General features: G+C 74.0%; 17 protein-coding genes. 8 read left to right on the top strand and 9 right to left on the bottom strand.

The features are described from left to right. Window positions 1-29: 29 nt before the first annotated feature. The gene (locus tag ACFQPP_RS14505; protein ID WP_376917370.1) at window positions 30-1,352 is read right to left on the bottom strand and encodes a uracil-xanthine permease family protein; all 1,323 of its coding nucleotides are present in this window, start codon (window positions 1,350-1,352) and stop codon (window positions 30-32) included. Between the two features lie 140 nt (window positions 1,353-1,492). Here ACFQPP_RS14505 and ACFQPP_RS14510 point away from each other — a divergent pair, with 140 nt between their 5' ends. From ACFQPP_RS14510 to ACFQPP_RS14520, 3 genes are all read left to right on the top strand, one after another. Next, the gene (locus ACFQPP_RS14510; protein ID WP_376917371.1) at window positions 1,493-2,359 is read left to right on the top strand and encodes a hypothetical protein; all 867 of its coding nucleotides are present in this window, start codon (window positions 1,493-1,495) and stop codon (window positions 2,357-2,359) included. A gap of 46 nt (window positions 2,360-2,405) precedes the next feature. Then, window positions 2,406-3,017: a hypothetical protein gene (locus ACFQPP_RS14515; RefSeq protein WP_376917372.1), complete on the top strand. Its 612-nt coding sequence runs from the start codon at window positions 2,406-2,408 to the stop codon at window positions 3,015-3,017. Window positions 3,018-3,313: 296 nt separating this feature from the next. Next, on the top strand, window positions 3,314-5,812 hold the full coding sequence (locus ACFQPP_RS14520; protein ID WP_376917373.1) for a DEAD/DEAH box helicase: 2,499 nt from the start codon (window positions 3,314-3,316) through the stop codon (window positions 5,810-5,812). Between the two features lie 106 nt (window positions 5,813-5,918). On the opposite strand, the gene ACFQPP_RS14525 is transcribed toward ACFQPP_RS14520, so the two are convergent. The 8 genes from ACFQPP_RS14525 to ACFQPP_RS14560 all read right to left on the bottom strand — a co-directional run bounded on the left by ACFQPP_RS14525 (window position 5,919) and on the right by ACFQPP_RS14560 (window position 13,918). After that, a complete protein-coding gene (locus tag ACFQPP_RS14525) occupies window positions 5,919-7,205 on the bottom strand; it encodes a M18 family aminopeptidase (protein ID WP_376917374.1) in 1,287 nt (428 codons plus the stop codon). 34 nt (window positions 7,206-7,239) lie between these two features. After that, a complete protein-coding gene (locus ACFQPP_RS14530) occupies window positions 7,240-7,632 on the bottom strand; it encodes a DUF3054 family protein (RefSeq protein ID WP_376917375.1) in 393 nt (130 codons plus the stop codon). Between the two features lie 5 nt (window positions 7,633-7,637). Next, window positions 7,638-9,092, bottom strand: a complete 1,455-nt coding sequence (gene purF / locus ACFQPP_RS14535; RefSeq protein WP_376917376.1) for an amidophosphoribosyltransferase — start codon at window positions 9,090-9,092, stop codon at window positions 7,638-7,640. A gap of 94 nt (window positions 9,093-9,186) precedes the next feature. Continuing rightward, complete coding sequence (locus ACFQPP_RS14540) at window positions 9,187-9,492, bottom strand: hypothetical protein (protein WP_376917377.1); 306 nt, start codon at window positions 9,490-9,492, stop codon at window positions 9,187-9,189. 102 nt (window positions 9,493-9,594) lie between these two features. Then, window positions 9,595-11,697 (bottom strand): DEAD/DEAH box helicase, encoded by a 2,103-nt coding sequence (locus tag ACFQPP_RS14545; protein WP_376917378.1) that lies wholly within the window; start codon window positions 11,695-11,697, stop codon window positions 9,595-9,597. 63 nt (window positions 11,698-11,760) lie between these two features. Beyond that, window positions 11,761-12,168: a hypothetical protein gene (locus ACFQPP_RS14550; protein ID WP_376917379.1), complete on the bottom strand. Its 408-nt coding sequence runs from the start codon at window positions 12,166-12,168 to the stop codon at window positions 11,761-11,763. A gap of 170 nt (window positions 12,169-12,338) precedes the next feature. Further along, window positions 12,339-13,451: an NAD(P)-binding domain-containing protein gene (locus tag ACFQPP_RS14555; RefSeq protein WP_376917380.1), complete on the bottom strand. Its 1,113-nt coding sequence runs from the start codon at window positions 13,449-13,451 to the stop codon at window positions 12,339-12,341. After that, the gene (locus ACFQPP_RS14560) at window positions 13,448-13,918 is read right to left on the bottom strand and encodes a MarR family winged helix-turn-helix transcriptional regulator (protein ID WP_376917381.1); all 471 of its coding nucleotides are present in this window, start codon (window positions 13,916-13,918) and stop codon (window positions 13,448-13,450) included. Before ACFQPP_RS14560 ends, ACFQPP_RS14555 begins: the two co-directional genes overlap by 4 nt. Before the next feature lie 116 nt (window positions 13,919-14,034). Between ACFQPP_RS14560 and ACFQPP_RS14565 the strand changes: the two genes are divergently transcribed. The 5 genes from ACFQPP_RS14565 (at window position 14,035) to ACFQPP_RS14585 (ending at window position 20,156) form a co-directional block, all read left to right on the top strand. Further along, window positions 14,035-15,099, top strand: coding sequence for an Atu2307/SP_0267 family LLM class monooxygenase (locus tag ACFQPP_RS14565; protein ID WP_376917382.1), 1,065 nt, complete (start codon window positions 14,035-14,037; stop codon window positions 15,097-15,099). Then, the gene (locus tag ACFQPP_RS14570) at window positions 15,096-15,788 is read left to right on the top strand and encodes an NADPH-dependent F420 reductase (RefSeq protein WP_376917383.1); all 693 of its coding nucleotides are present in this window, start codon (window positions 15,096-15,098) and stop codon (window positions 15,786-15,788) included. Before ACFQPP_RS14565 ends, ACFQPP_RS14570 begins: the two co-directional genes overlap by 4 nt. Window positions 15,789-16,099: 311 nt before the next feature. Then, window positions 16,100-17,395 (top strand): O-acetylhomoserine aminocarboxypropyltransferase/cysteine synthase family protein, encoded by a 1,296-nt coding sequence (locus tag ACFQPP_RS14575; protein ID WP_376917384.1) that lies wholly within the window; start codon window positions 16,100-16,102, stop codon window positions 17,393-17,395. 13 nt (window positions 17,396-17,408) lie between these two features. Further along, the gene (locus ACFQPP_RS14580) at window positions 17,409-18,743 is read left to right on the top strand and encodes an LLM class flavin-dependent oxidoreductase (RefSeq protein WP_376917385.1); all 1,335 of its coding nucleotides are present in this window, start codon (window positions 17,409-17,411) and stop codon (window positions 18,741-18,743) included. 189 nt (window positions 18,744-18,932) lie between these two features. After that, window positions 18,933-20,156 carry a cobalamin-independent methionine synthase II family protein gene (locus tag ACFQPP_RS14585; protein WP_376917386.1) on the top strand — a complete coding sequence of 408 codons (1,224 nt, stop codon included), beginning with the start codon at window positions 18,933-18,935 and terminating at the stop codon, window positions 20,154-20,156. Window positions 20,157-20,238 lie beyond the last annotated feature (82 nt).

The following is a 20,238-nucleotide window of genomic DNA, read 5'->3' on the forward strand; positions in this document are numbered from 1 at the left end:
CGCGGGAGGCGCGCGGGAGGCGCTGCCGGTCAGCGCGAGCCGGCCCCCGCATCCGACACCGTCGTCGCGGGCGGCGCCTCGAGCCCGTCGGCGACCTCGTCGCCGCCGCGCAGCCGCTCGAGGCCGGCCATCAGGTGGTAGATCACGAGCGTCGCGACCGTGCCGAGCAGGATGCCGCCGAGCGTGACCTGGCCGGCGTTGAGCGTGAAGTCGGCGATCGCGACGATGAGGCCCACGCCTGCCGAGAACTGGTTGCGGGGGCGCGAGAAGTCGACGCGGTGCTCGATCCAGATGCGCACGCCGATGATGCCGATGAGGCCGTACAGCGCGGTCGTGACGCCGCCGATGACGCCGGCGGGGGTCGCGGCGATCACCGCACCGACCTTGGGCGACAGCGACAGCAGGATCGCCGTGATCGCCGCGATCCAGTAGGCGGCCGTCGAGAAGACGCGCGTCGCGCTCATGACGCCGATGTTCTCGCCGTACGTCGTGGTCGCCGAGCCGCCGAAGAGGCCCGCGAGCACCGTCGCGGCGCCGTCGGCGATGAGGGCGCGGCCCGCGAGGGGGTCGAGGTCGCGGTGGATGAGCTGGCCGACGCCGCGCACGTGGCCGACGTTCTCGGCGATGAGCGGCAGCACGATCGGCACGAACATCAGCAGCAGCGGCCACTGCGCGAGGTCGATCGTCGGCGTCTGGAAGGTGGGCAGGCCGATCCATGCCGCGTCGTGGACCTTCGACCAGTGGACGACCTGCGCGACGCCGGAGGCCGCGTAGCCCACGACGACGCCGATGAGGATCGACAGGCGCGCGACGATGCCGCGGAAGACGACGGCGACCACGATGATCGTCAGCAGCGTCAGCGCGGCGATGCCCGGCGACGCGAGGAAGGAGTCGCGCGCGGCGGGCGCGAGGTTGAAGCCGATGAGGGCGACGATCGTGCCCGACACGACGGGCGGCATGAGCACCGTGAGCCACCGCGTGCCCGCGACCTGCACGACGAGGCCCACGAGCGCGAGCAGCGCACCCGTCAGCACGACGCCCGCGAGCGCGAGCCCTGGCCCGCCCGCGGAGGACGCGGCGACGACGGGCGCGATGAACGCGAACGACGAGCCGAGGTAGCTGGGCAGCCGGTTGCCGGTGGCGAGCAGGAACAGGATGGTGCCGACGCCCGAGAACAGCAGCGTCGTCGACGGCGGGAACCCCGTGAGGGTGGGCACGAGGAACGTCGCGCCGAACATCGCGACGACGTGCTGTATGCCGATGCCGATCGTGCGCGGCCACGACAGGCGCTGCTCGGGGAGGACGACGTCGCGGATGCCGCGCTCGGGGCGGGCGGTCCAGGGGAGGGGCATGGGAGGTCCTTCGTGCTGGAGGAGCGGGCGCGGCGAGGGCTGTGCGCGCCGAGCGCGATGCTACTCGCGCGCCCTCGCGCCGACGCGAGACCTGCGCGGATTCGGAGGCGACATGCGGCCCGCTGTGCTTGAGTGAGCCCATGAGCACCGTCGAGCAGCAGCGCCGCCCCAACGGTCCGGCCGCGATCACCGGGGTGGTGCTGTTCATCGGCGGCATCGTCATGCTGTTCAACGGCGTGCCGCCGCTGCTCGGCACCATCGGGCAGCTCGCGTCGTACGCGGCGTTCATGGGCATCGAGCGAGCCATCGAGTCGCTGCTGCCCTACGCGATCCTGCCGCTCATCCTCACGATCGGCGGGCTCATCGCCATCCGGGCCGGCTTCGGGGTGCTGCGCACGCAGGGCCGCAAGGGTGCGGGCTGGGCGAGGTCCGAGTGGCAGCAGCATCAGCCGGAGGTGCAGCAGCGCTTCCAGTCGGCGCGCGAGCAGCTGCAGGCGCAGGGTGGCGGCGCGTGGCAGCAGGCGCAGCAGCGCGCGCAGCAGCAGGCGCCCGCGTGGTCGGGGCAGCAGCAGGCGCGGCAGGGATGGCCGGGGCAGCCGCAGCAGGCCGGCGGCCAGCGGGCGGCGTGGCAGGGCCAGCAGCAGCGCGTGCAGCCGCCGCCTCCGCAGCCGGCTCAGCGCCAGCAGCCCTCCCAGCAGCGCGGGCAGTCGACGCTCGAGCGCATGCAGCAGCGCATCGCCGACGCGCCGGGCGCCGTCGATCGCGCGCGAGATGCCGCGATGGCGCAGCACGATCGGCAGGCAGCCGAGCTCCAGCGCCGCGCGGCACGGGCGGCGGATGCGGCCCGCGACATCTCCGAGGGGCTCGTCGAGCACTCCCACTCGTTCGGCACGCCGGCGCTCGTGGCGGGTCGGCGGTCGTCGAGCATCCTCGCCTCGTCGTCGCTGCGGTCGACGTCGCTCCGGGGAACGTCGCTCTCGCTCGAGTCGCTGCGCCTGCGTCGCTGAGGCGCCGATTCGTGGCGTGTGCGGCGCGGGTGGGATGCTGGAGCACATGAGCGACCGCCCTGCCGACGACGCCGACGCGCGCGCCGCGCAGCCGCGCGATGCCGGCACCGAGGCGCATGCAGACCGCACCGACGACGTCGCCGGCGCGACCGGCGCCCGCGACGCGGCCGCAGCGCGGGGCCCTGCCGCGACAGCGGGTGACGCCGCCGACCGCGAGGCCGCCGAGCGCGACGCCGCGGAGCTCGAGGCCGCCGAGCGCGACGCCGCGGAGCTCGATGCCGCCGAGCTCGATGCTGCCGACCGCGAGGCCGACGAGCGCGACGAGCCCGTGCGCTCGCCGATCGTCGTCGAGCGCGACGACGTCCAGGTGCGCGCTCGGCTCGTGCCCCGCTACGGACGCTTCATGGTGCTCGGCGCCATCCTCGGCCTCGCAGGCGGATGGCTGTGGGCGCGGCTCGGCTCCTCCGGCCCACTGCTCGGTGTCGGGCCGACGATCGACACGTCGTCGGTGGTGCCCTTCCTCATGGCGGTCGGGGCCGTCGCCGGCATCGTGGTCGGAGCCGTCGTCGCCATCGTGCTCGACCGCCTCGTCGGCCGCCGCCGTCGCACGGTGACGGCCGAGCGCACGCGCCACCACCGCACCGACCAGCACGACTGACGCAGGCGACCGCGCACGGTCGCGCGGTGCGCCGGCTGGCAGCCGAGGACGCGCGACCGATAGCAGACGACGCAGCCCCGTCAGCCGCTGAGCGCGCCGTACCGTCGGCCGCTGAGCGCGCCGTACCGTCGGCCGCCGAGGGCGCGCGGCCGGCTGCCGGGCGCCGCGCCGACCGGGATGCGCACGGAGCGAGCCTTCGATCGCGCATGGCGTCCGAGCCGCCGCTCGGTGCGCATCCGCGCGGCCCGATCGCCGCGCCGAGGCGCGCAGGCCTCGCGTGCGGGAGGATCGACGTGATGCCCCTCCTCGACGCCGCCCCCACGCCCTGGAACGCCGACGCCGCCTTCGACGCGTTCGCGAGCTGGGCCGACGGGCGCGGGCTGCGCCTCTACCCCGCGCAGGAGGAGGCGCTCATCGAGATCGTGAGCGGCGCGAACGTCATCCTGTCGACGCCGACCGGCACCGGCAAGTCGCTCGTCGCGATCGGCGCTCACTTCGCCGCCGTCGCGCAGGGGCGGCGCACGTACTACACGGCACCCATCAAGGCGCTCGTGAGCGAGAAGTTCTTCGCGCTCGTCGAGGTGTTCGGTGCCGAGCACGTCGGGATGGTCACGGGCGACTCGTCGGTGAACCCCGACGCGCCCATCGTGTGCTGCACGGCCGAGATCCTCGCGAACGTCGCCCTGCGGCAGGGTGCGGCGGCCGACGTTGGCCAGGTCGTCATGGACGAGTTCCACTTCTATGCCGACCCGCAGCGCGGATGGGCGTGGCAGGTGCCGCTGCTCGCGTTGCCGCAGGCGCAGTTCGTGCTCATGTCGGCGACCCTCGGCGACGTGACGCGCATCGCCGACGACCTCAGCGCCCGCACGGGTCGCGAGACGGCGCTCGTCACGGGCGTCGAGCGCCCGGTGCCCCTGCACTACGAGTACGCGATGACGCCCGTGCACGAGACGATCGACGACCTGCTCGCGACGCAGCGCGCGCCCGTGTACATCGTGCACTTCTCGCAGGCCGCGGCGCTCGAGCGGGCGCAGGCGCTCACGTCGTCGAAGGTCGTCAGCCGCGAGCAGCGCGACCGGATCGCGGCGGCGATCGGCGACTTCCGCTTCTCGACGCGGTTCGGGCAGACCCTCTCGCGCCTCGTGCGCGCGGGCATCGGCGTGCACCACGCGGGCATGCTGCCCAAGTACCGGCGCCTCGTCGAGCAGCTCGCGCAGCAGGGCCTCCTGCGCGTCATCTGCGGCACCGACACGCTCGGCGTCGGCATCAACGTGCCCATCCGCACCGTGCTGCTCACGGCGCTGACGAAGTTCGACGGGCAGCGGATGCGGCATCTGACGGCGCGCGAGTTCCACCAGATCGCGGGTCGCGCCGGCCGTGCGGGCTACGACACGGCCGGCACGGTCGTCGCCCAGGCGCCCGAGCACGAGGCCGAGAACGCCAAGCAGCTCGCGAAGCTCGGCGACGACCCGAAGAAGCGCCGCAAGCTCGTGCGGAAGAAGGCGCCGGAGGGGTTCGTCTCGTGGGGCGAGCCCTCGTTCCTCAAGCTCATCGACGCCGAGCCCGAGCCGCTGCAGTCGCAGATGCAGGTGAGCCATGCGATGCTGCTCGGCGTCATCGGCCGCGGTGGCGACGCGTTCGCCGACATGCGCGACCTCATCCGCGCATCCCACGGCACGCGCACGCAGCAGCTCGCGCTCGCACGGCGGGCGCTCGCGATCTACCGCACGCTGCGCACGTCCGGCGTCGTCGAGCAGGTGCCGGACGCCGCGATGGCCGGTGGGCAGCGCATCCGCCTCACGGTCGACCTGCCGCCGCAGTTCGCGCTCAACCAGCCGCTGTCGCCGTTCGCGCTCGAGGTCATCGACGTGCTCGACCCCGAGTCGCCGACGCATCACCTCGACGTCGTCTCGGTCATCGAGGCGACGCTCGACGACCCGCGGCCCATCCTCTCGCAGCAGCAGTTCCTCGCCCGCGGCGAGGCGGTCGCCGCGATGAAGGCAGAGGGCATCGAGTACGACGAGCGCATGGAGCTGCTCGAGGACGTCACGCATCCGAAGCCCCTCGACGAGCTCCTCACGGAGGCGCTGCGCGTGTTCGCGTCGTCGCAGCCGTGGGTGGAGGATGCGGCGCTGTCGCCGAAGTCGGTCGTGCGCGACATGTGGGAGCGGGCGATGACGTTCGCCGAGTACGTGCAGCACTACGGGCTGTCGCGCTCGGAGGGGCTCGTGCTGCGCTACCTGTCGGATGCGTATCGCGCGATCCGGCAGACGGTGCCGGAGGAGGCGAAGGGCGACGAGCTCGACGAGCTGATCGAGTGGCTCGGCAGCGTCGTGCGACAGGTCGACTCGAGCCTGCTCGACGAGTGGGAGCAGCTGATGCACCCCACCGACGACGCCGGCGCACCCATCGCGCCGCCGCCTCCGCCGTCGATCGTCGCGAACCCGCGAGCGTTCCGCATCCTCGTGCGCAATGCGATGTTCCGGCGCGTGCAGCTCGCGGCGCTCGACCGCGTCGACGACCTGGGCGAGCTCGATGCGGCCTTCGGGCGCGACGCGTGGGCGGAGGCGCTCGATGCGTACTTCGACGCGCACGACGCGATCGGCACGGGCGCCGACGCGCGCTCGGCGCGCATGCTCGACGTCGACGAGGGCACGGCGGCCTGGGAGGTGCAGCAGATCCTCGCCGACCCCGCTGGCGACCACGACTGGCGCATCTGGGCGACGATCGACCTCGCCGCGTCGGCGGAGGCGGACGAGCCCGTCGTGCGCGTGACCCGGGTGGGCAGCCTGTAGCGCGGCACTCGGACGAGGGCGGCGCGGGAGCGCCACCGTCGCGCGCCCGCGGAGCCCGTCAGCCGCGCGGGAACGCCACCGCCGCGCACCCGCGGAGCCGAGCGCGTCAGTCGCGGAGGAAGGCCTCCGCCACGCGTGCGAGCGACGCGAGGTCGGCGACGCCCGCGAGCTCGCGCGCCGAGTGCATCGACAGGATGGGGATGCCCACGTCGATCGTGCGGATGCCGAGGCGCGTCGCCGTGATGGGTCCGATCGTCGAGCCGCACGGCACGGCGTTGTGCGACACGAACTCCTGCACGGGCACGCCGGCGGCCGCGCTCCAGCCACGCCATGCCGCCTCGCCCGCGCCGTCGGTCGCGTAGCGCTGGTTGGCGTTGATCTTGAGGATGGGGCCCGAGCCGAGCAGCGGCCGCACGACGGGGTCGTGCTTCTCGGGGTGGTTGGGGTGCACCGAGTGCCCCACGTCGCTCGACACGCACCACGACGCGGCGAGCGCCCGCATCCGCTCCTCGCGCGTCGCATCGAGCGCGATGCCGATGCGCTCGAGCACGTCGGCGAGGAACGGTCCGCCGGCGCCCGTGCGCGTGTCGGAGCCGATCTCCTCGTGGTCGAAGATCGCGAGCACGGGGATGTGGTCGGCGTCGACGCCGTCGGCGGCCGCGGCGGCGAGCGCCACGACGCCCGCGTGCACGCTCGCGAGGTCGTCGAGCCGGCCGGACGCGAAGAACGCGTCGTCCTTGCCGAAGACGGCGCCGCGTGCCGCATCCGCCACGCACAGGTCGAAGCCGCGCACGCGCGCGACGTCGACCCCGGCGCCGTCGGCCAGCTCGCCGACGAGGTCGGCGGACTCGGGGGCGCCGAGCCCCCACACCGGCTGGGTGTGCGCCTGCCGGTCGAGGGCGAGGCCGTCGTTCACCGAGCGGTCGAGGTGGATCGCGAGCTGCGGCAGCCGCAGCAGCGGGCCCGAGGCGACGAGCACCGAGGCGCCGTCGTCGAGCACGAGCCGCCCCGCGACGCGCAGCTCGCGGTCGAGCCACGAGTTCAGCAGCGGCCCGCCGTAGACCTCGACGCCCGCCTGCAGCCATCCGAGCCGCCCCGTCGTCGGCTGCGGCTTCAGCACGAGGCCGGGGGAGTCGGTGTGCGCACCGAGGATGCGCACGGGCGTCGTCGCCGACGCGGATGCGGGCACGACCCACGCGATGGCCGCGCCGTCGCGCACGACGACGTACGCGCCGGGGCTCGCCGGCCACGCGTCGCCCTCGTCGAGCCGTGCGAAGCCCGCCTCCTCGAGCCGGCGCGCGACCTCGGCGGCGGCGTGCAGCGCCGAGGGGGACGCGGCGACGAGGTCGGCGAGATCCTGCGCGTGGGCGAGCGGATCGGCGGCTGCGGGCACGGGGGGACCTCCATCGGTGGCGGGTCCTTCGAGGCTATCGCCGTGCGGCGGCGTCCTCGGCGGTGCGGCGCAGCACGCCGAGGAGGTGCGCGACGACGCGCCAGCCGACGAGGAGCAGCAGGAGCGTGAGCGTCGCGACGACGACGAACGCGACGGCCGTGACCTCGCCGAGCGCGACGCGGCCGAGCATCCCGCCCACGACCGTCACGGCCCAGATCGGCAGCCCGGCACGCACGGGCGCGTGCGGCGCGCGCCACGCGAGCGACGCGATCCACCCCACGGCGAGCGCGACGAGGAAGGGCAGCGCCGTCGTGGCGACGCCCGCGAGCGTGAACGACGCGTGGCTCGCCCGCCCGACGGCTGCGAAGAGCACGACGGCCGCGACGTCGATCGCGGCGGCGACGCCGATCGCGCGAGCGGAGGCCACGGGCGTCAGCTCAGCTGCGTCCGCTCGACCCACGAGAGGTACTCGTCGGTGACGGTGCCCGTGACGTACTCGCCGGTGAAGCACGACATGTCGAGGCCGGGGATGTCGGTGCCCTCGAGGATCGCCGACTGCATGTCGGCCACCTCCTGGAACACCGTGTGGTCGGCGCCGAGCGCCGCGTTGATCTCGGGGATCGAGCGGCCGGCGGCGATGAGCTCGGTGCGCGAGGGCATGTTGATGCCGTAGACGTGCGGGTAGCGCACGGGCGGCGCCGCCGACGTGAACGTCACCTCGTTCGCGCCCGCCTGCCGCGTCATCTCGACGATCTCGCGGCTCGTCGTGCCGCGCACGATCGAGTCGTCGACGATGAGCACGTTCTTGCCGCGGAACTCGCTCGGCATCGCGTTGAGCTTCTGCCGCACCGACTTCTTGCGCTGCTCCTGCCCGGGCATGATGAACGTGCGGCCGACGTAGCGGTTCTTGTAGTAGCCCTCGCGGTACTCGATGCCGAGCCGCCGCGCGACCTGCATGGCGGCGGGGCGAGCGGAGTCGGGGATGGGCATGACGACGTCGATGTCGCCGGCGGGTGCGTGCTGCGCGATCGTGTCGGCGAGACGGTCGCCGAGGCGCAGGCGCGCGTCGTAGACGCCGATGCCGTTCATCGTCGAGTCGGGCCGTGCGAGGTAGACGTACTCGAACGAGCACGGCATGAGCACGGGGTTCGGGTGGCACTGCTGCGACACCATCTCGCCGTCGAGCGTGATGAACACCGCCTCGCCGGGCGCGACGTCGCGCACGACCTCGTAGCCCGACGCCTCGAGCACGAGCGACTCCGACGCGAGCACCCACTCCATCCGGTTGCCGGCGGGTCGGCGGCCGAGGATGAGCGGGCGGATGCCGTACGGGTCGCGGAAGCCGAGCATGCCGTGGCCGGCGATGAGCGCGATGGCGGCGTACGAGCCCTCGACGCGCTCGTGCACGCGGCGCACGGCCGTGAAGAGCTGATCGGTGTCGAGGCCGGAGCCGTTCACGAGCTGCTGCAGCTCGGAGCCGAGCACGTTGACGAGCATCTCGGTGTCGGAGCCCGAGTTCACGTGCCGCATGTCGAGCGTCTCGAGCTGCGCGGCGAGCTCGCGCGTGTTCGTGAGATTGCCGTTGTGCACGAGCACGATGCCGTAGGGCGCGTTGACGTAGAACGGCTGCGCCTCGAGCTCGTTCGACGCCTCGCCCTTCGTGGCGTAGCGCACGTGGCCGAGGCCCACGTTGCCGAGCAGCGTGCGCATGTCGCGCGTGCGGAACGCCTCGCGCACCTGCCCCTGCGCCTTGCGGACGTGCGCGTGCCGACCATCGATGGTGGCGATGCCGCACGAGTCCTGGCCTCGGTGCTGGAGGAGCGCCAGCGCGTCGTAGACCTGCTGGTTGACGGGGCTGGTGGAGACCAGACCGACGATGCCGCACACGGGTACGTGGCTCCAGACGTTCGGAGGGGAGGGGCGCACCGAGCCTACTCCCCGCGGCATCCCCGTCGCGGACGCGGCCTGCGGGACGAGGCGCTCAGGCGGCGGCGGAGCCGGCGGCCGAGGCGAGCGTCGCCGTGCGGGCGAGCGCCCACGCGGCGATCGACGCCCCGCTGCGACGGATCCGGGGGGCCGTGCGCCACGCCTCGACGAGCACGGAGGATGCGAGGGCGTCGGCCTCGCTCGCGCCGAGCGCGGCCTCGAGCTGGCGATGCACGCGCGGCAGCAGCAGGTCGACGAGCTCTGCGAACGCTCCTCGGTCGCCCATGGCGACGCGATCCTCGATCGCCGCGAGCGTCGTCGCGTCGATCGGGGTGCTGGTGCGCTGGGCCTCGAGAGTCATGTCGGACCATCGTGACGGATGCTCAGTGCCCATGCTGAGGCTTGACGATCGGCCCTGGAGATGCTGCGAACGACGCGGCGAGCGCGGGGGACGCCTGAGGCGTCAGACGCGTCGGTGCACGAGCAGTGGCAGCACGTGCGTCGCACCCGCATCGCGCAGCTGCGCCGCGGCGATGGTCACGGGCCACTGCGATGCGGATGCGTCGACGACGAGCAGCACGGCGCGGCCCGCGACGTCGCCAGGCGTCTGGATCGACCGCTGCCAGGCTGCGGCCTCGTCGGCCGAGGTGAGGTCGCGGCTCGGGATGTCGCCGACCGTCGCGTGGGCGAGGTCGAGGCGTCCGGCGCTCGCGACCCGCTCGGCGATCGCGGCGGCGAGGGTGCCCGCGTCGGATGCGGCGCGCAGCGAGACGGCGACCTCGGGACGCGAGGGCCACGTCGTGCGCCAGGCGCCGAGCGTCGCGACCGCGGCCTGCCCGAGCTCGTCGAGCGCGCCGGCGTCGCCTGCGATCGCGGCGCGCAGCGCATCCGACCACTCGGGGGCGTCGGCGTGCACGATGACGCGGCCGGTCTCGGCGCGCCGCGACTCGGGGATGCGGCCGCGGCCGAGCGCGCCGCCGGGCCACATCTTGCGCGGCTCGAGCTCGTGGGCGCTGCCGCGCAGCGCCGTGCTGATGGCGCGCACCGTCTCGGGCCGCGGCGCGCCGGCGAGGCCCTCCGACAGCGTGCCCGTGCACACGGAGCAGCGCCCGCACGGCGCAGCCGTCGGGTCGTCGAGCGACTCCTGCAGCAGCTGCATGAGGCACCGCCTGCCGCGGGCGTAGTCGCGCATGATGTCGGCCTCGCGGCGCCGCACGGCGACGACGCCGTCGTAGTGCGCGCGGTCGTAGTGCCAGGGGGTGCCGGTCGACGACCAGCCGTCGGCCGACCGCTCGACGACGCCGTCGACCGCGAGCTGCTTCAGCATGAGCTCGACGCGCGTGCGCCGCAGGCCCGTGCGCGCCTCGAGGTCGACGACGGATGCGGGCTCGGCGGCGAGCTCGGCGAGGAGTGTCTGCATCTGCTGCTCGTCGGGGATCGTGGCGGTCGCGAAGTAGTCCCACACGCCCGCGTCCGACTCGGAGTGCAGCAGCACGACCTCGGCGTGCTCGATGCCTCGCCCTGCACGGCCCACCTGCTGGTAGTACGACACGGGGGAGGGCGGCGCGCCGACGTGCACGACGAATCCGAGGTCGGGCTTGTCGTAGCCCATGCCGAGGGCGCTCGTCGCGACGAGCGCCTTGACGCGGTTCTGCAGCAGGTCGTCCTCGAGCCGCTCGCGCACCGCGGGCTCGAGCTGCCCCGTGTACGCCTCGACCCGCAGCGCGTCGCCGTGCACGGCCCGCACCGCCGTCGCGAGGCGCTCGGCGTCGGCGACAGTCAGGGCGTAGACGATGCCCGAGCCCGGCAGCGTCGGCAGGTGGTCGACGACCCACGCGTAGCGCTCGATCGGCGAGAGCGCCGGCAGCACGTTGAGCGCGAGGGATGCGCGCGACAGCGGACCGCGCAGCACGAGCGTCTCGGTGCCCGCGGTGGTGCCGAGCTGCGCCGCGACGTCGGCCGTGACGCGCTCGTTGGCCGTCGCGGTCGTGGCGAGCACGGGCGTCGCGGGCGAGAGACGCTGCAGCACGTCGGACACGCGGCGGTAGTCGGGCCGGAAGTCGTGGCCCCAGTCGGAGACCGCGTGCGCCTCGTCGATCACGAGCAGGCCGAGCCGGTGGCCGATGGCGTCGAGCACCCGGGCGCCGAAGCCGGGATTCGCGAGGCGCTCGGGCGAGACGAGCACGACGTCGATCTCGTCGTCGGCGAGCGCGCGCTCGATCTCGCGCCACTCGCCCACGTTCGACGAGTTGATCGCCGCGGCGACGAGGCCACCACGCTGCGCGGCGGCCACCTGATCGCGCATGAGCGACAGCAGCGGGCTCACGACGAGCGTGGGCCCGTGGCCCTGCGCGCGCCGCAGCGCCGTCGCCACCCAGTACACGGCCGACTTGCCCCATCCGGTGCGCTGCACGACGAGCACGCGCGCACCGTCGCCCGCCGCGAGGGCGTCGACCGCCGTCTGCTGGTCGTCGCGCAGCCGCGCCCCCGGCCCGGCGAGCGCCTCGATGACCCGCTGCGCCACCGCGCCCTCGTCCTGCTCACCCATCGCCCGCACCCCGCTCACCCCTCGAGGCTAGGCGCACCGTCCGACGTCGACCGCACCTCGAGGTCACCGAGACGAAGCCGCCTAGCGGAGGTGGGCGAAGGGATGGTCACCAGGTCGCCAGACGCCCCAGCCGCCGTCTCCCATGTTCAGCAGAGCGATCTCGACGACGACCTCGTCGAGCCGCGGGTCGATGATCAGGGCGCCGGTGTCGAGGACGATGCGCATGCCGTGCCCGGGCACCTCCACGACCTCGAGCACGTCTCCTGGAGCGAGCCGTCGCATGACGTCGCCGTAGCCAGCGTCCGCCTCGGCCCAGACGCGGCCTCGGACCTCGATGCGCGGCCATGCGAAGCAATCGAGGATGGGCATCTCCCCGTCGAGCGCATTCGACTCGAAGTGAAGTCGCACGTAGTCGTTCAGGACGAACTGCACGGAGGCGAGCCGCATGCCGACGAGGCGCGAGAGGAGCGGATGCGGAGTCTCGGGCACCGGGTCATCGTGGCACGCCGCGACGTGGTCCGAGCCGTGAGCCTCGCAGCGCTGCCCGTCCCTCTGGACGCTCGGCCGGGGTCGCCGGGGCCGGCTCGCGGCATGTGCCGCGTGCTGCCAGGCCCCGCGAACCAGCGTCCGTCGCGACCCCGCTCGCACGGCCCCCCGCCTCAAGCTGCAGCCGCCTCCGCATCCAGCCACCGCTCGATCGTGCGCACCGCATCCCTGCCCGCGCGGTTCGCGCCGACGGTCGACTGCGACGGCCCGATGCCGACGAGGTGCACGCGGGGCTCGTCGGCGACCTGCGTGCCGCGCATCGCGATGCCCCCGAGGTCGTTCCGCAGGCCGAGCGGTCCGAGGTGGGCGAGCGCTGCGCGGAAGCCCGTCGCCCACAGGATCGCGTCGATCGGCGTGAGCGTGCCGTCGGCCTCGCGCACGCCGCCGGGCTCGATGCGGGTGAACATCGGCCGGCGCACGAGCGCGCCGCGGTCGCGCGCGGCGATGGCGTACGGGGTCCACGCGAGTCCCGTGTACGACACGACGCTGCCGGTCGGCCGCCCCGCCTCGACGTCGGCGATCACGCGGGCGATGACGTCGCGGCCGTCGACCTCGGGCATGAAGCCGCCGTCGCGGAAGACCGGCTCGCGGCGCGTGTACCAGCGCGCGTCGGCGACGCGCGAGATCTCCTCGAGCTGCTGCACCGCCGAGATGCCGCCACCCACCACGGCGACCCGCTGCCCGGCGAACGCGTCGAGCGAGACGTAGTCCCGCGTGTGCAGCTGCGTCCCGTGGAAGGTCTCGGCGCCGGGGACGGCGGGGATCCTGGGATTCGTCCACGTGCCGGTCGCGTTCACGACGATGCGCGCCTCCCACGTGCCGTGCGTCGTCGCGACGCGCAGCGCGCCGCGCGGATCGCCGTCCGCACGCGTGACGGACAGGGCGCGGACGGGCCGCAGGATGGGCAGCGACTCCGCGCGCTCGAACGCAGCGAAGTAGGCGGGCACCGCATCGCGCGCCGGCTCGGCAGCGTCACCCGGCTGCCGGTGGAAGCCGGGGAGGTCGAAGATGCCGTTGACGGTCGCCATCGTGAGCGACGCCCACCGGTGCCGCCACGCGCCACCGGGGCCGTCCTCGGCGTCGAGCACCACGAACGTGCGGGGCGCGTGCGGTGCGTCGAGCGCGCTCGCGAAGCCGCGACGCGCGAGGTGGTGCGCCGCCGACAGGCCCGCCTGCCCGCCGCCGAGCACCACCACGGTCGCCCGGCGGGCGTCGGCGTCGGTCATCGCGACGTCGCCTCCAGGTGGGTGCGCATCGCGGCGGATGCGTCGCGCAGCACGGCGAGCTGCGTGGGCGTGAAGGCGTCGACGAAGAGCTCCTTGATGGCGCGCAGGTGCGGGATGGTGCTGGCGCGGAACGCGTCGGCGCCCGCGTCGGTGAGCACGACGTTCGACCCCCGTGCGTCCTCGGCGCACGGCTCGCGGCGCACGAGCCCGCGCCGCTCCATGCGGCCGAGCTGCGCCGACAGGCGGCTGCGCTCCCACTCGATGAGCGACGCGAGCCTCGACGACCGCAGCGTGCGGCCCTCGCTCTCGCTCAGCGCGAGCAGCACCTTGTAGTCGCCGGCCGAGAGCCCAGAGTCGCGCTGCAGCTGCGCGGCGATGCGCGCGCGCACGATCTCGAACGTCTCGACGTGCTCGCGCCAGGCGGCGAGCTCGTCGCTCGTCGGCAGATCCCTCGACGTCCTGGCCATGCGGACAGGGTAGTTGACATGTCCACCATCCGTCGAGATGATGCACATGTCAATCATTCGCGACGGCCCGTCCACCGAGCGGCGGCGCGAGCCAGCACCCACGAGGAGCACCGACCATGAACGTCTCGCAGATCGAGTTCGGCATCGACAGCTTCGGCGACCTGCCGCGCGACGACTCGGGCGCCCTCATGCATCCCGCCGCCGCCATCCGCGCGACGGTCGAGGAGGCGATCCTCGCCGATCAGGTCGGCATCGACGTCGTGTCGCTCGGCGAGCACCACCGCCCCGAGTACGCGATCTCGAGCCCCGAGACGGTGCTCGCGGGCATCGCGACCGCGACGCAGCGCATCCGGCTCGCATCCGGCGTCACGGTGCTGTCGTCCGACGACCCCGTGCGCGTCTTCCAGCGCTTCGCGACCGTGGATGCGCTGTCGAACGGGCGCGCCGAGGTGATCCTCGGCCGCGGGTCGTTCACCGAGTCGTTCCCGCTGTTCGGCTTCGACCTCGCCGACTACGAGGTGCTCTTCGAGGAGAAGATCGAGCTCTTCTCGCGCCTGCTCGACGAGCGGCCCGTCACGTGGGAGGGCACGACCCGTGCCGCGCTGCACGAGGCCGACGTGCACCCGAAGACCGAGTCGGGCAGGCTCACGACGTGGGTCGGCGTCGGCGGGTCGCCGCAGTCGGTGCTGCGCACCGCGCACTACGGCTTCGGCCTCATGCTCGCGATCATCGGCGGCAGCCCCGACCGCTTCGCGCCGTACGCCGAGCTCTACCGGCGTGCCACCGAGCAGCTCGGCCAGCCGACCCTGCCCATCGGCATGCACTCGCCGGGCTTCGTCGCCGACACCGACGAGGAGGCGACGGCGCTGTTCTACCCCGGCTACCGGGAGATCCGCGACCGCATCGGAGCGCTGCGCGGCTGGCCGCCGATGCGCGAGCACGAGTTCGCCGCCGAGGTCGCGCACGGCTCGCTGCTCGTCGGCTCGGTGGACACGGTCGCTCGCCGCGTCGCGGCCGCGATCCGCGCGCTCGATGCCGGCCGCTTCGACATGATCTACTCCGCCGCGGGCGCCGTCTCGGCCTCCGCGCGCCTGCGCTCGGTCGAGCTGTACGGCACGCAGGTCATCCCGCGCGTGCGCGAGCTGCTGGCCGAGGCACCCGCTCCGGCGGCGGTGCGATGAGCGCCGCGATCGAGCCGGACGAGACGGCCGGGACGGCGCAGACGGTCGGCATCCTGGGCGCCGGCCGGCTCGGCACGGTGCTCGCGCGCCTCGCGCTCGCGACCGGACGCCGCGTGCTCGTGGCAGGCTCGGGCGCGGCGGAGCGCATCGCCCTGTCGACCGACGTGCTCACGCCCGGCGCGCACGCCGTGACGGCCGCCGAGGCCGCGGGTGCCGACGTCGTCATCCTCGCGCTGCCGCTCGGCAAGGTGCGCACGCTGCCCGTGGATGCGCTGCGCGGGCGCCTCGTGCTCGACGCGACGAACCACTGGTGGGAGGTCGACGGCCCGCGCGAGCGCGTCGTGCCCCCGGGCATCTCGTCGTCCGAGCTCGTGCAGCGGGTGCTGGCGGATGCGGATGCGCGCGTCGTGAAGGCCTTCAACCACATGGGCTACCACGACCTCGACGAGGCAGCCCGGGTCGCCGGCCACCCCGAGCGCCGGGCGATCGCGATGGCGGGCGACGACGCGACGGACCTCGCGATCGCGGCCGAGCTCGTCGACGCGATGGGCTTCGACCCCGTCGTGATCGGCGGCCTCGCCGCGGGTGCACGGCTCGAGCCTGGCACGCCCGCGTTCGGCGCGAACGTCGGCGCCGACGCGCTGCGTGCGCTCGTCGCCGAGCCGGCGGAGCTGCCTGGCGGACGCTGAGGACGCCGAGCCGAGCCTCAGCGGCAGCGGCGCGGCACCGTCCGGTGGCTGCCTTCGCCGTCTGCTGGTCGTCGCGCAGGCGCAGTCCCGGCCCAGCGAGCGCCTCGAGGACGCGCTGCGCCACCGCGCCCTGATCTCGCCCGCCTGCCGTCTGCACCCCGCCTGCCGCTCGAGGCTCGGCGCACGCCCGACGCCTCCGAGCCGTCGGCGTCGGCCACCACGTCGGCATGACGGGTCGCACGAGATGGCGCGGCGTCACGAGACGTAGCGTTCACGCGCAGGCGCCCCGCGCGTGGCAGCGTAGTCGCACCATGCTGCGCCGCCACCCCGCCACCTCGGAGCTCGCCTTCGCCACGCGCCAGCTGCAGCCGGTCGAGGTCGAGGAGCCCGTGCGCACCCGCACGACGCCGCTCCACATGGCGGCCGGCTTCCCGTTCGACGCGTTCGACGAGGCCGTGGAGCACTTCCGCACCGGCGAGGGCTACTCGTACACGCGTGTCGCGAACCCCACGATCACGGCGGTCGAGCGCCGCATCGCGCAGCTGGAGGGCGGCGCCGAGGCGCTCCTCGTCGGCAGCGGGCAGGCGGCGATCGTCGTCGCGCTGCTCGGGCTCGTGGGCAGCGGAGGCCATGTCGTCGCCGGCGCGAGCCTCTACGAGGGCACGCGCAGCCTCCTGCTCGAGGAGCTCGCGCGGCTCGGCATCGCGACGACCTTCGTGGTGGGCGACGAGCCCGCCGACTGGTCGGCCGCCGTCCGCGACGAGACGCGCGCCGTGCTCGCCGAGGCGATCCCGAACCCTCGCAACGACCTCGTCGACATCCGCGCCGTCGCCGACGTCGCGCACGCGCACGGGGTGCCGCTCGTCGTCGACAGCACCCTCGCGACCCCGTACCTGCTGCGGCCGATCGAGCACGGCGCCGACCTCGTCGTGCACTCGGCGAGCAAGTTCCTCGCCGGGCAGGGCTCGGTGCTCGGCGGCGTCATCGTGGATGCGGGCGGCTTCGACGCCGCGCGCGACGGCGAGCGCTACCCCCACCTCGTGGCACGGAGTCGCCTCGGCGGGCCGAGCCGGGCCGAGCGCCACGGCGGCCTCGCCAGGATGGCAGCGCTCCGCGACCTCGCCGTGCGCTTCGGCCCCACCGTGTCGCCGCTCACCGCCTTCCTCATCGGGCAGGGCATCGAGACCCTCTCGCTGCGCGTCGAGCGCCACTCGCAGAACGCGCTCGCGATCGCCGAGTGGCTCGCACGGCAGCCGCAGGTGGCGTCCGTCGACTACTCGGGCCTCGCAGGCAGTCCGTACCGCGCGCTCGCCGACCGCTACCTGCCGCGCGGGCAGGGCTCGGTGTTCGCCTTCCACCTGCACGGCGGGCAGGAGGCGGCGCGACGGCTCGTCGACGCCCTCGAGCTGTTCACGCAGATGACGCACCTCGGCGACGTGCGCTCGCTCATCCTGCATCCGCGCACGACGAGCCATGCGCAGCGCACGGACGCCGAGCTCGAGGCGGCGGGGATCGGTCCGGGCACGCTGCGGATCTCGGTCGGCATCGAGGACGTCGACGACCTGCTGCGCGACCTCGAGCGCGGCCTCGCCGCGGCCGGCGCATGAGCAGGAGGCGCTCGTGAGCAGGCTGCAGCACTTCGGCTGGTTCCTCGCCCGCGGGTTCGGACCCCAGGGATGGGGGCACCCGTACCTCGACTGGGACCATCGCTGGACCGAGCCGGCGCTCTACCAGCAGTCGGTGCGCGAGCTCGAGCGGGCGGGCATCGAGCTGCTCGTCATCGAGGATGCGCCCTCGCTCGGCAGCCCCGCCACGATCGACCTGCGCGTGCGGCACGCGTTCGGCGGCCCCAAGCACGACCCGCTGCTGCTCGCGCCGTACCTCTTCGCCGCGACCGAGGCGATCGGCATCGTCCCGACCGTGAACCCCGCCGCCCTGCCGCCGTACACCGCGGCGAGGCAGCTCGCGACGCTGCAGCACCTCAGCGGGCACCGGCTCGGCGTCAACGTCGTGACCGACACCGGCAGCGCGCGGCACTTCGGCGACGCGCCGCCGCTCGATCACGACGCAGCGTACGACCGCGCGGAGGAGTGGCTCTCGGGCGTGCGGGCGCTGTGGCGCTCGTGGCCGGAGGGCGCGCTCGTCGAGGACCGCGCGTCCGGCGTCTTCGCCGATGGCGGCCGCCTCGCGGCGACGCGGCACCGGGGCGAGCACTTCGCGTTCGACGGGCCGCTGAACGCCGTGCCGTTCACGGGTGGCGAGCCGGTGATCGTCTCGCCGGGTGGCTCCGGCCGTGGCCTCGCGTTCGCGGGAGCGATGTCCGACGTGCAGCTCGCGCTCTCGTCGCTCGAGCCGGAGCGGCTGCGCGCCCATCGCGCACGCATCCACGACGCGGCGATCGCCGCGGGCAGGCAGCCCGACGACGTCACGATCCTCTTCGCGATCCAGCCGACGATCACGGCGAGCGCCGAGGAGGCGGATCGACTCGTGAGAGCGTCGGCGAATCCCGACGACGCCACGATCCTCGCGATCGCACGGCGCCAGTCGAGCGACCTCGAGACCGACCTCACGGCCCTCGACGTGGATGCGCCCATCCCGCCGGGCACCTTCGGCGACCATGTGTCGCACGGGAGCATCGCCCGCCTCGTCGGCGCGCACGACGCGACGACGACGCCGCTGCGGCAGCTGCTCGCAGCGCACGCCCGGCTGGGGCGCACGACCTCGAGCGACGTCGCGGTCGGTGGCGGTCTCGTCGGCACGGCCGACGAGCTCGCCGACCGCATCGAGCACCTCGGCGAGGCGGTCGACAACGACGGGTTCCTGCTGTGGGGCGACCTCCACCCCGTCACGGTGCATCGCGTGCTCGACGACCTCGTGCCGATCCTCCGACGCCGCGGCATCCTGCGCCGCGAGCTCGTCCGAGGCGGCCTGCGCGCGAACCTGCGCGCGTCGTAGCCGGGTCGCAGGCCGCCGCGCCCGCCCCGCATCCGCGCGTCGCCCCGTGCACGGATGCGGGACGAGGCGGTGCGCGCCGACCGCGCCACGCACCGTGTCGGCCGCCTTCCAGGCCGTCGCACCGCGCGCATGACGCACCGTGTCGGCCGCCCTGGAAGCCCACCCCGCCGCGCGCCTACCGTCGGGACCATGAGCATCCAGACCACCACGGCAGGCAGCCTGCCCCGCACGCCCGCGCTGCTCGAGGCGAACGCCGCCCGGCCGTTGTCGGACGACGGCTTCACCTTCATCCCCTCCGACGAGCACGAGCGGGCCGTGGCGGCCGCGGTCGCCGACGTCGTCGACCGCCAGCGCCAGGCCGGCATCACGCTGCTCGGCGACGGCGAGTACGGCCATACGATGCGCGCCCCGATCGACTACGGCGCATGGTGGACGTACTCGTTCCAGCGCTTCTCGGGGCTGTCGCTCACCGAGACCGACTTCTTCACGCCCACCCCGGTGCTGTCCGAGCCCGGCGACGTGCGCCTCACGGCGTTCCTCGATCGCCGCGACTTCACGGCCTTCGCCGACGCCTACGCCGACCCGACGAGCGGCATCGGCACCGGCGAGCAGGCGACGGCCTTCCCGACGACGACCGGCCCGATCCGCTACACGGGTCTCGCCCAGGTGCAGTCCGACGTGCAGAACCTCACGGCCGCCCTGCAGCCGGGCGAGCGAGGCTTCCTCACCGCCATCTCTCCCGGCAGCGCCGCCCGCGTCGGCAACCAGCACTACGCGAGCGACGAGGAGCACATCTTCGCGTGGGCGGATGCGCTCCGCGAGGAGTACAGGGCCATCACCGACGCGGGGCTCGTCGTGCAGATCGACGACCCGTCGCTCGCCGAGAACTTCGATCAGATCCGCCCGGAGCCGAGCATCGAGGACTACCAGCGGTTCACGCGCATCCGCATCGAGGCGCTCAACCACGCCATCGAGGGCCTGCCGCGGGAGCTCGTGCGCCTGCACCTCTGTTGGGGATCGTGGCATGGACCCCACACGACCGACGTCGAGCTGCGGCACATCCTGCCCGTGGTGCTCGAGGCGCGCGTGGGGTCGCTGTCGTTCGAGGCGGCGAACGTGCGGCACGAGCACGAGCACACCGTGTGGCAGGAGCAGGCGGCGTCCGTCCCCGACGACCTCGTGCTCGTGCCCGGCATCGTCAGCCACGCGACCAACGTCGTCGAGCACCCCGACCTCGTCGCGCAGCGCATCGAGCGGTTCGTCGACGTGGTGGGCCCGGACCGCGTGATCGCGTCGACGGATTGCGGACTCGGTGGTCGCGTGCACCCGCAGATCGCGTGGGCGAAGCTCGCATCCCTCGGCGACGGCGCACGGCGCGTGCGCGGAGCCGACCGCGAGCGCGTCGTCGTGTGACACGACGCCCGCTCCCGGCGGCCCCGCGCGCCGCGCAGGCGAGCGCGAGGCCGCCGAAGGGAGCGGGCGTCGCCGTCGCGGG

The organism is Agrococcus sp. GCM10030265 (genome assembly GCF_042666675.1).
Classification (GTDB): domain Bacteria; phylum Actinomycetota; class Actinomycetes; order Actinomycetales; family Microbacteriaceae; genus Agrococcus.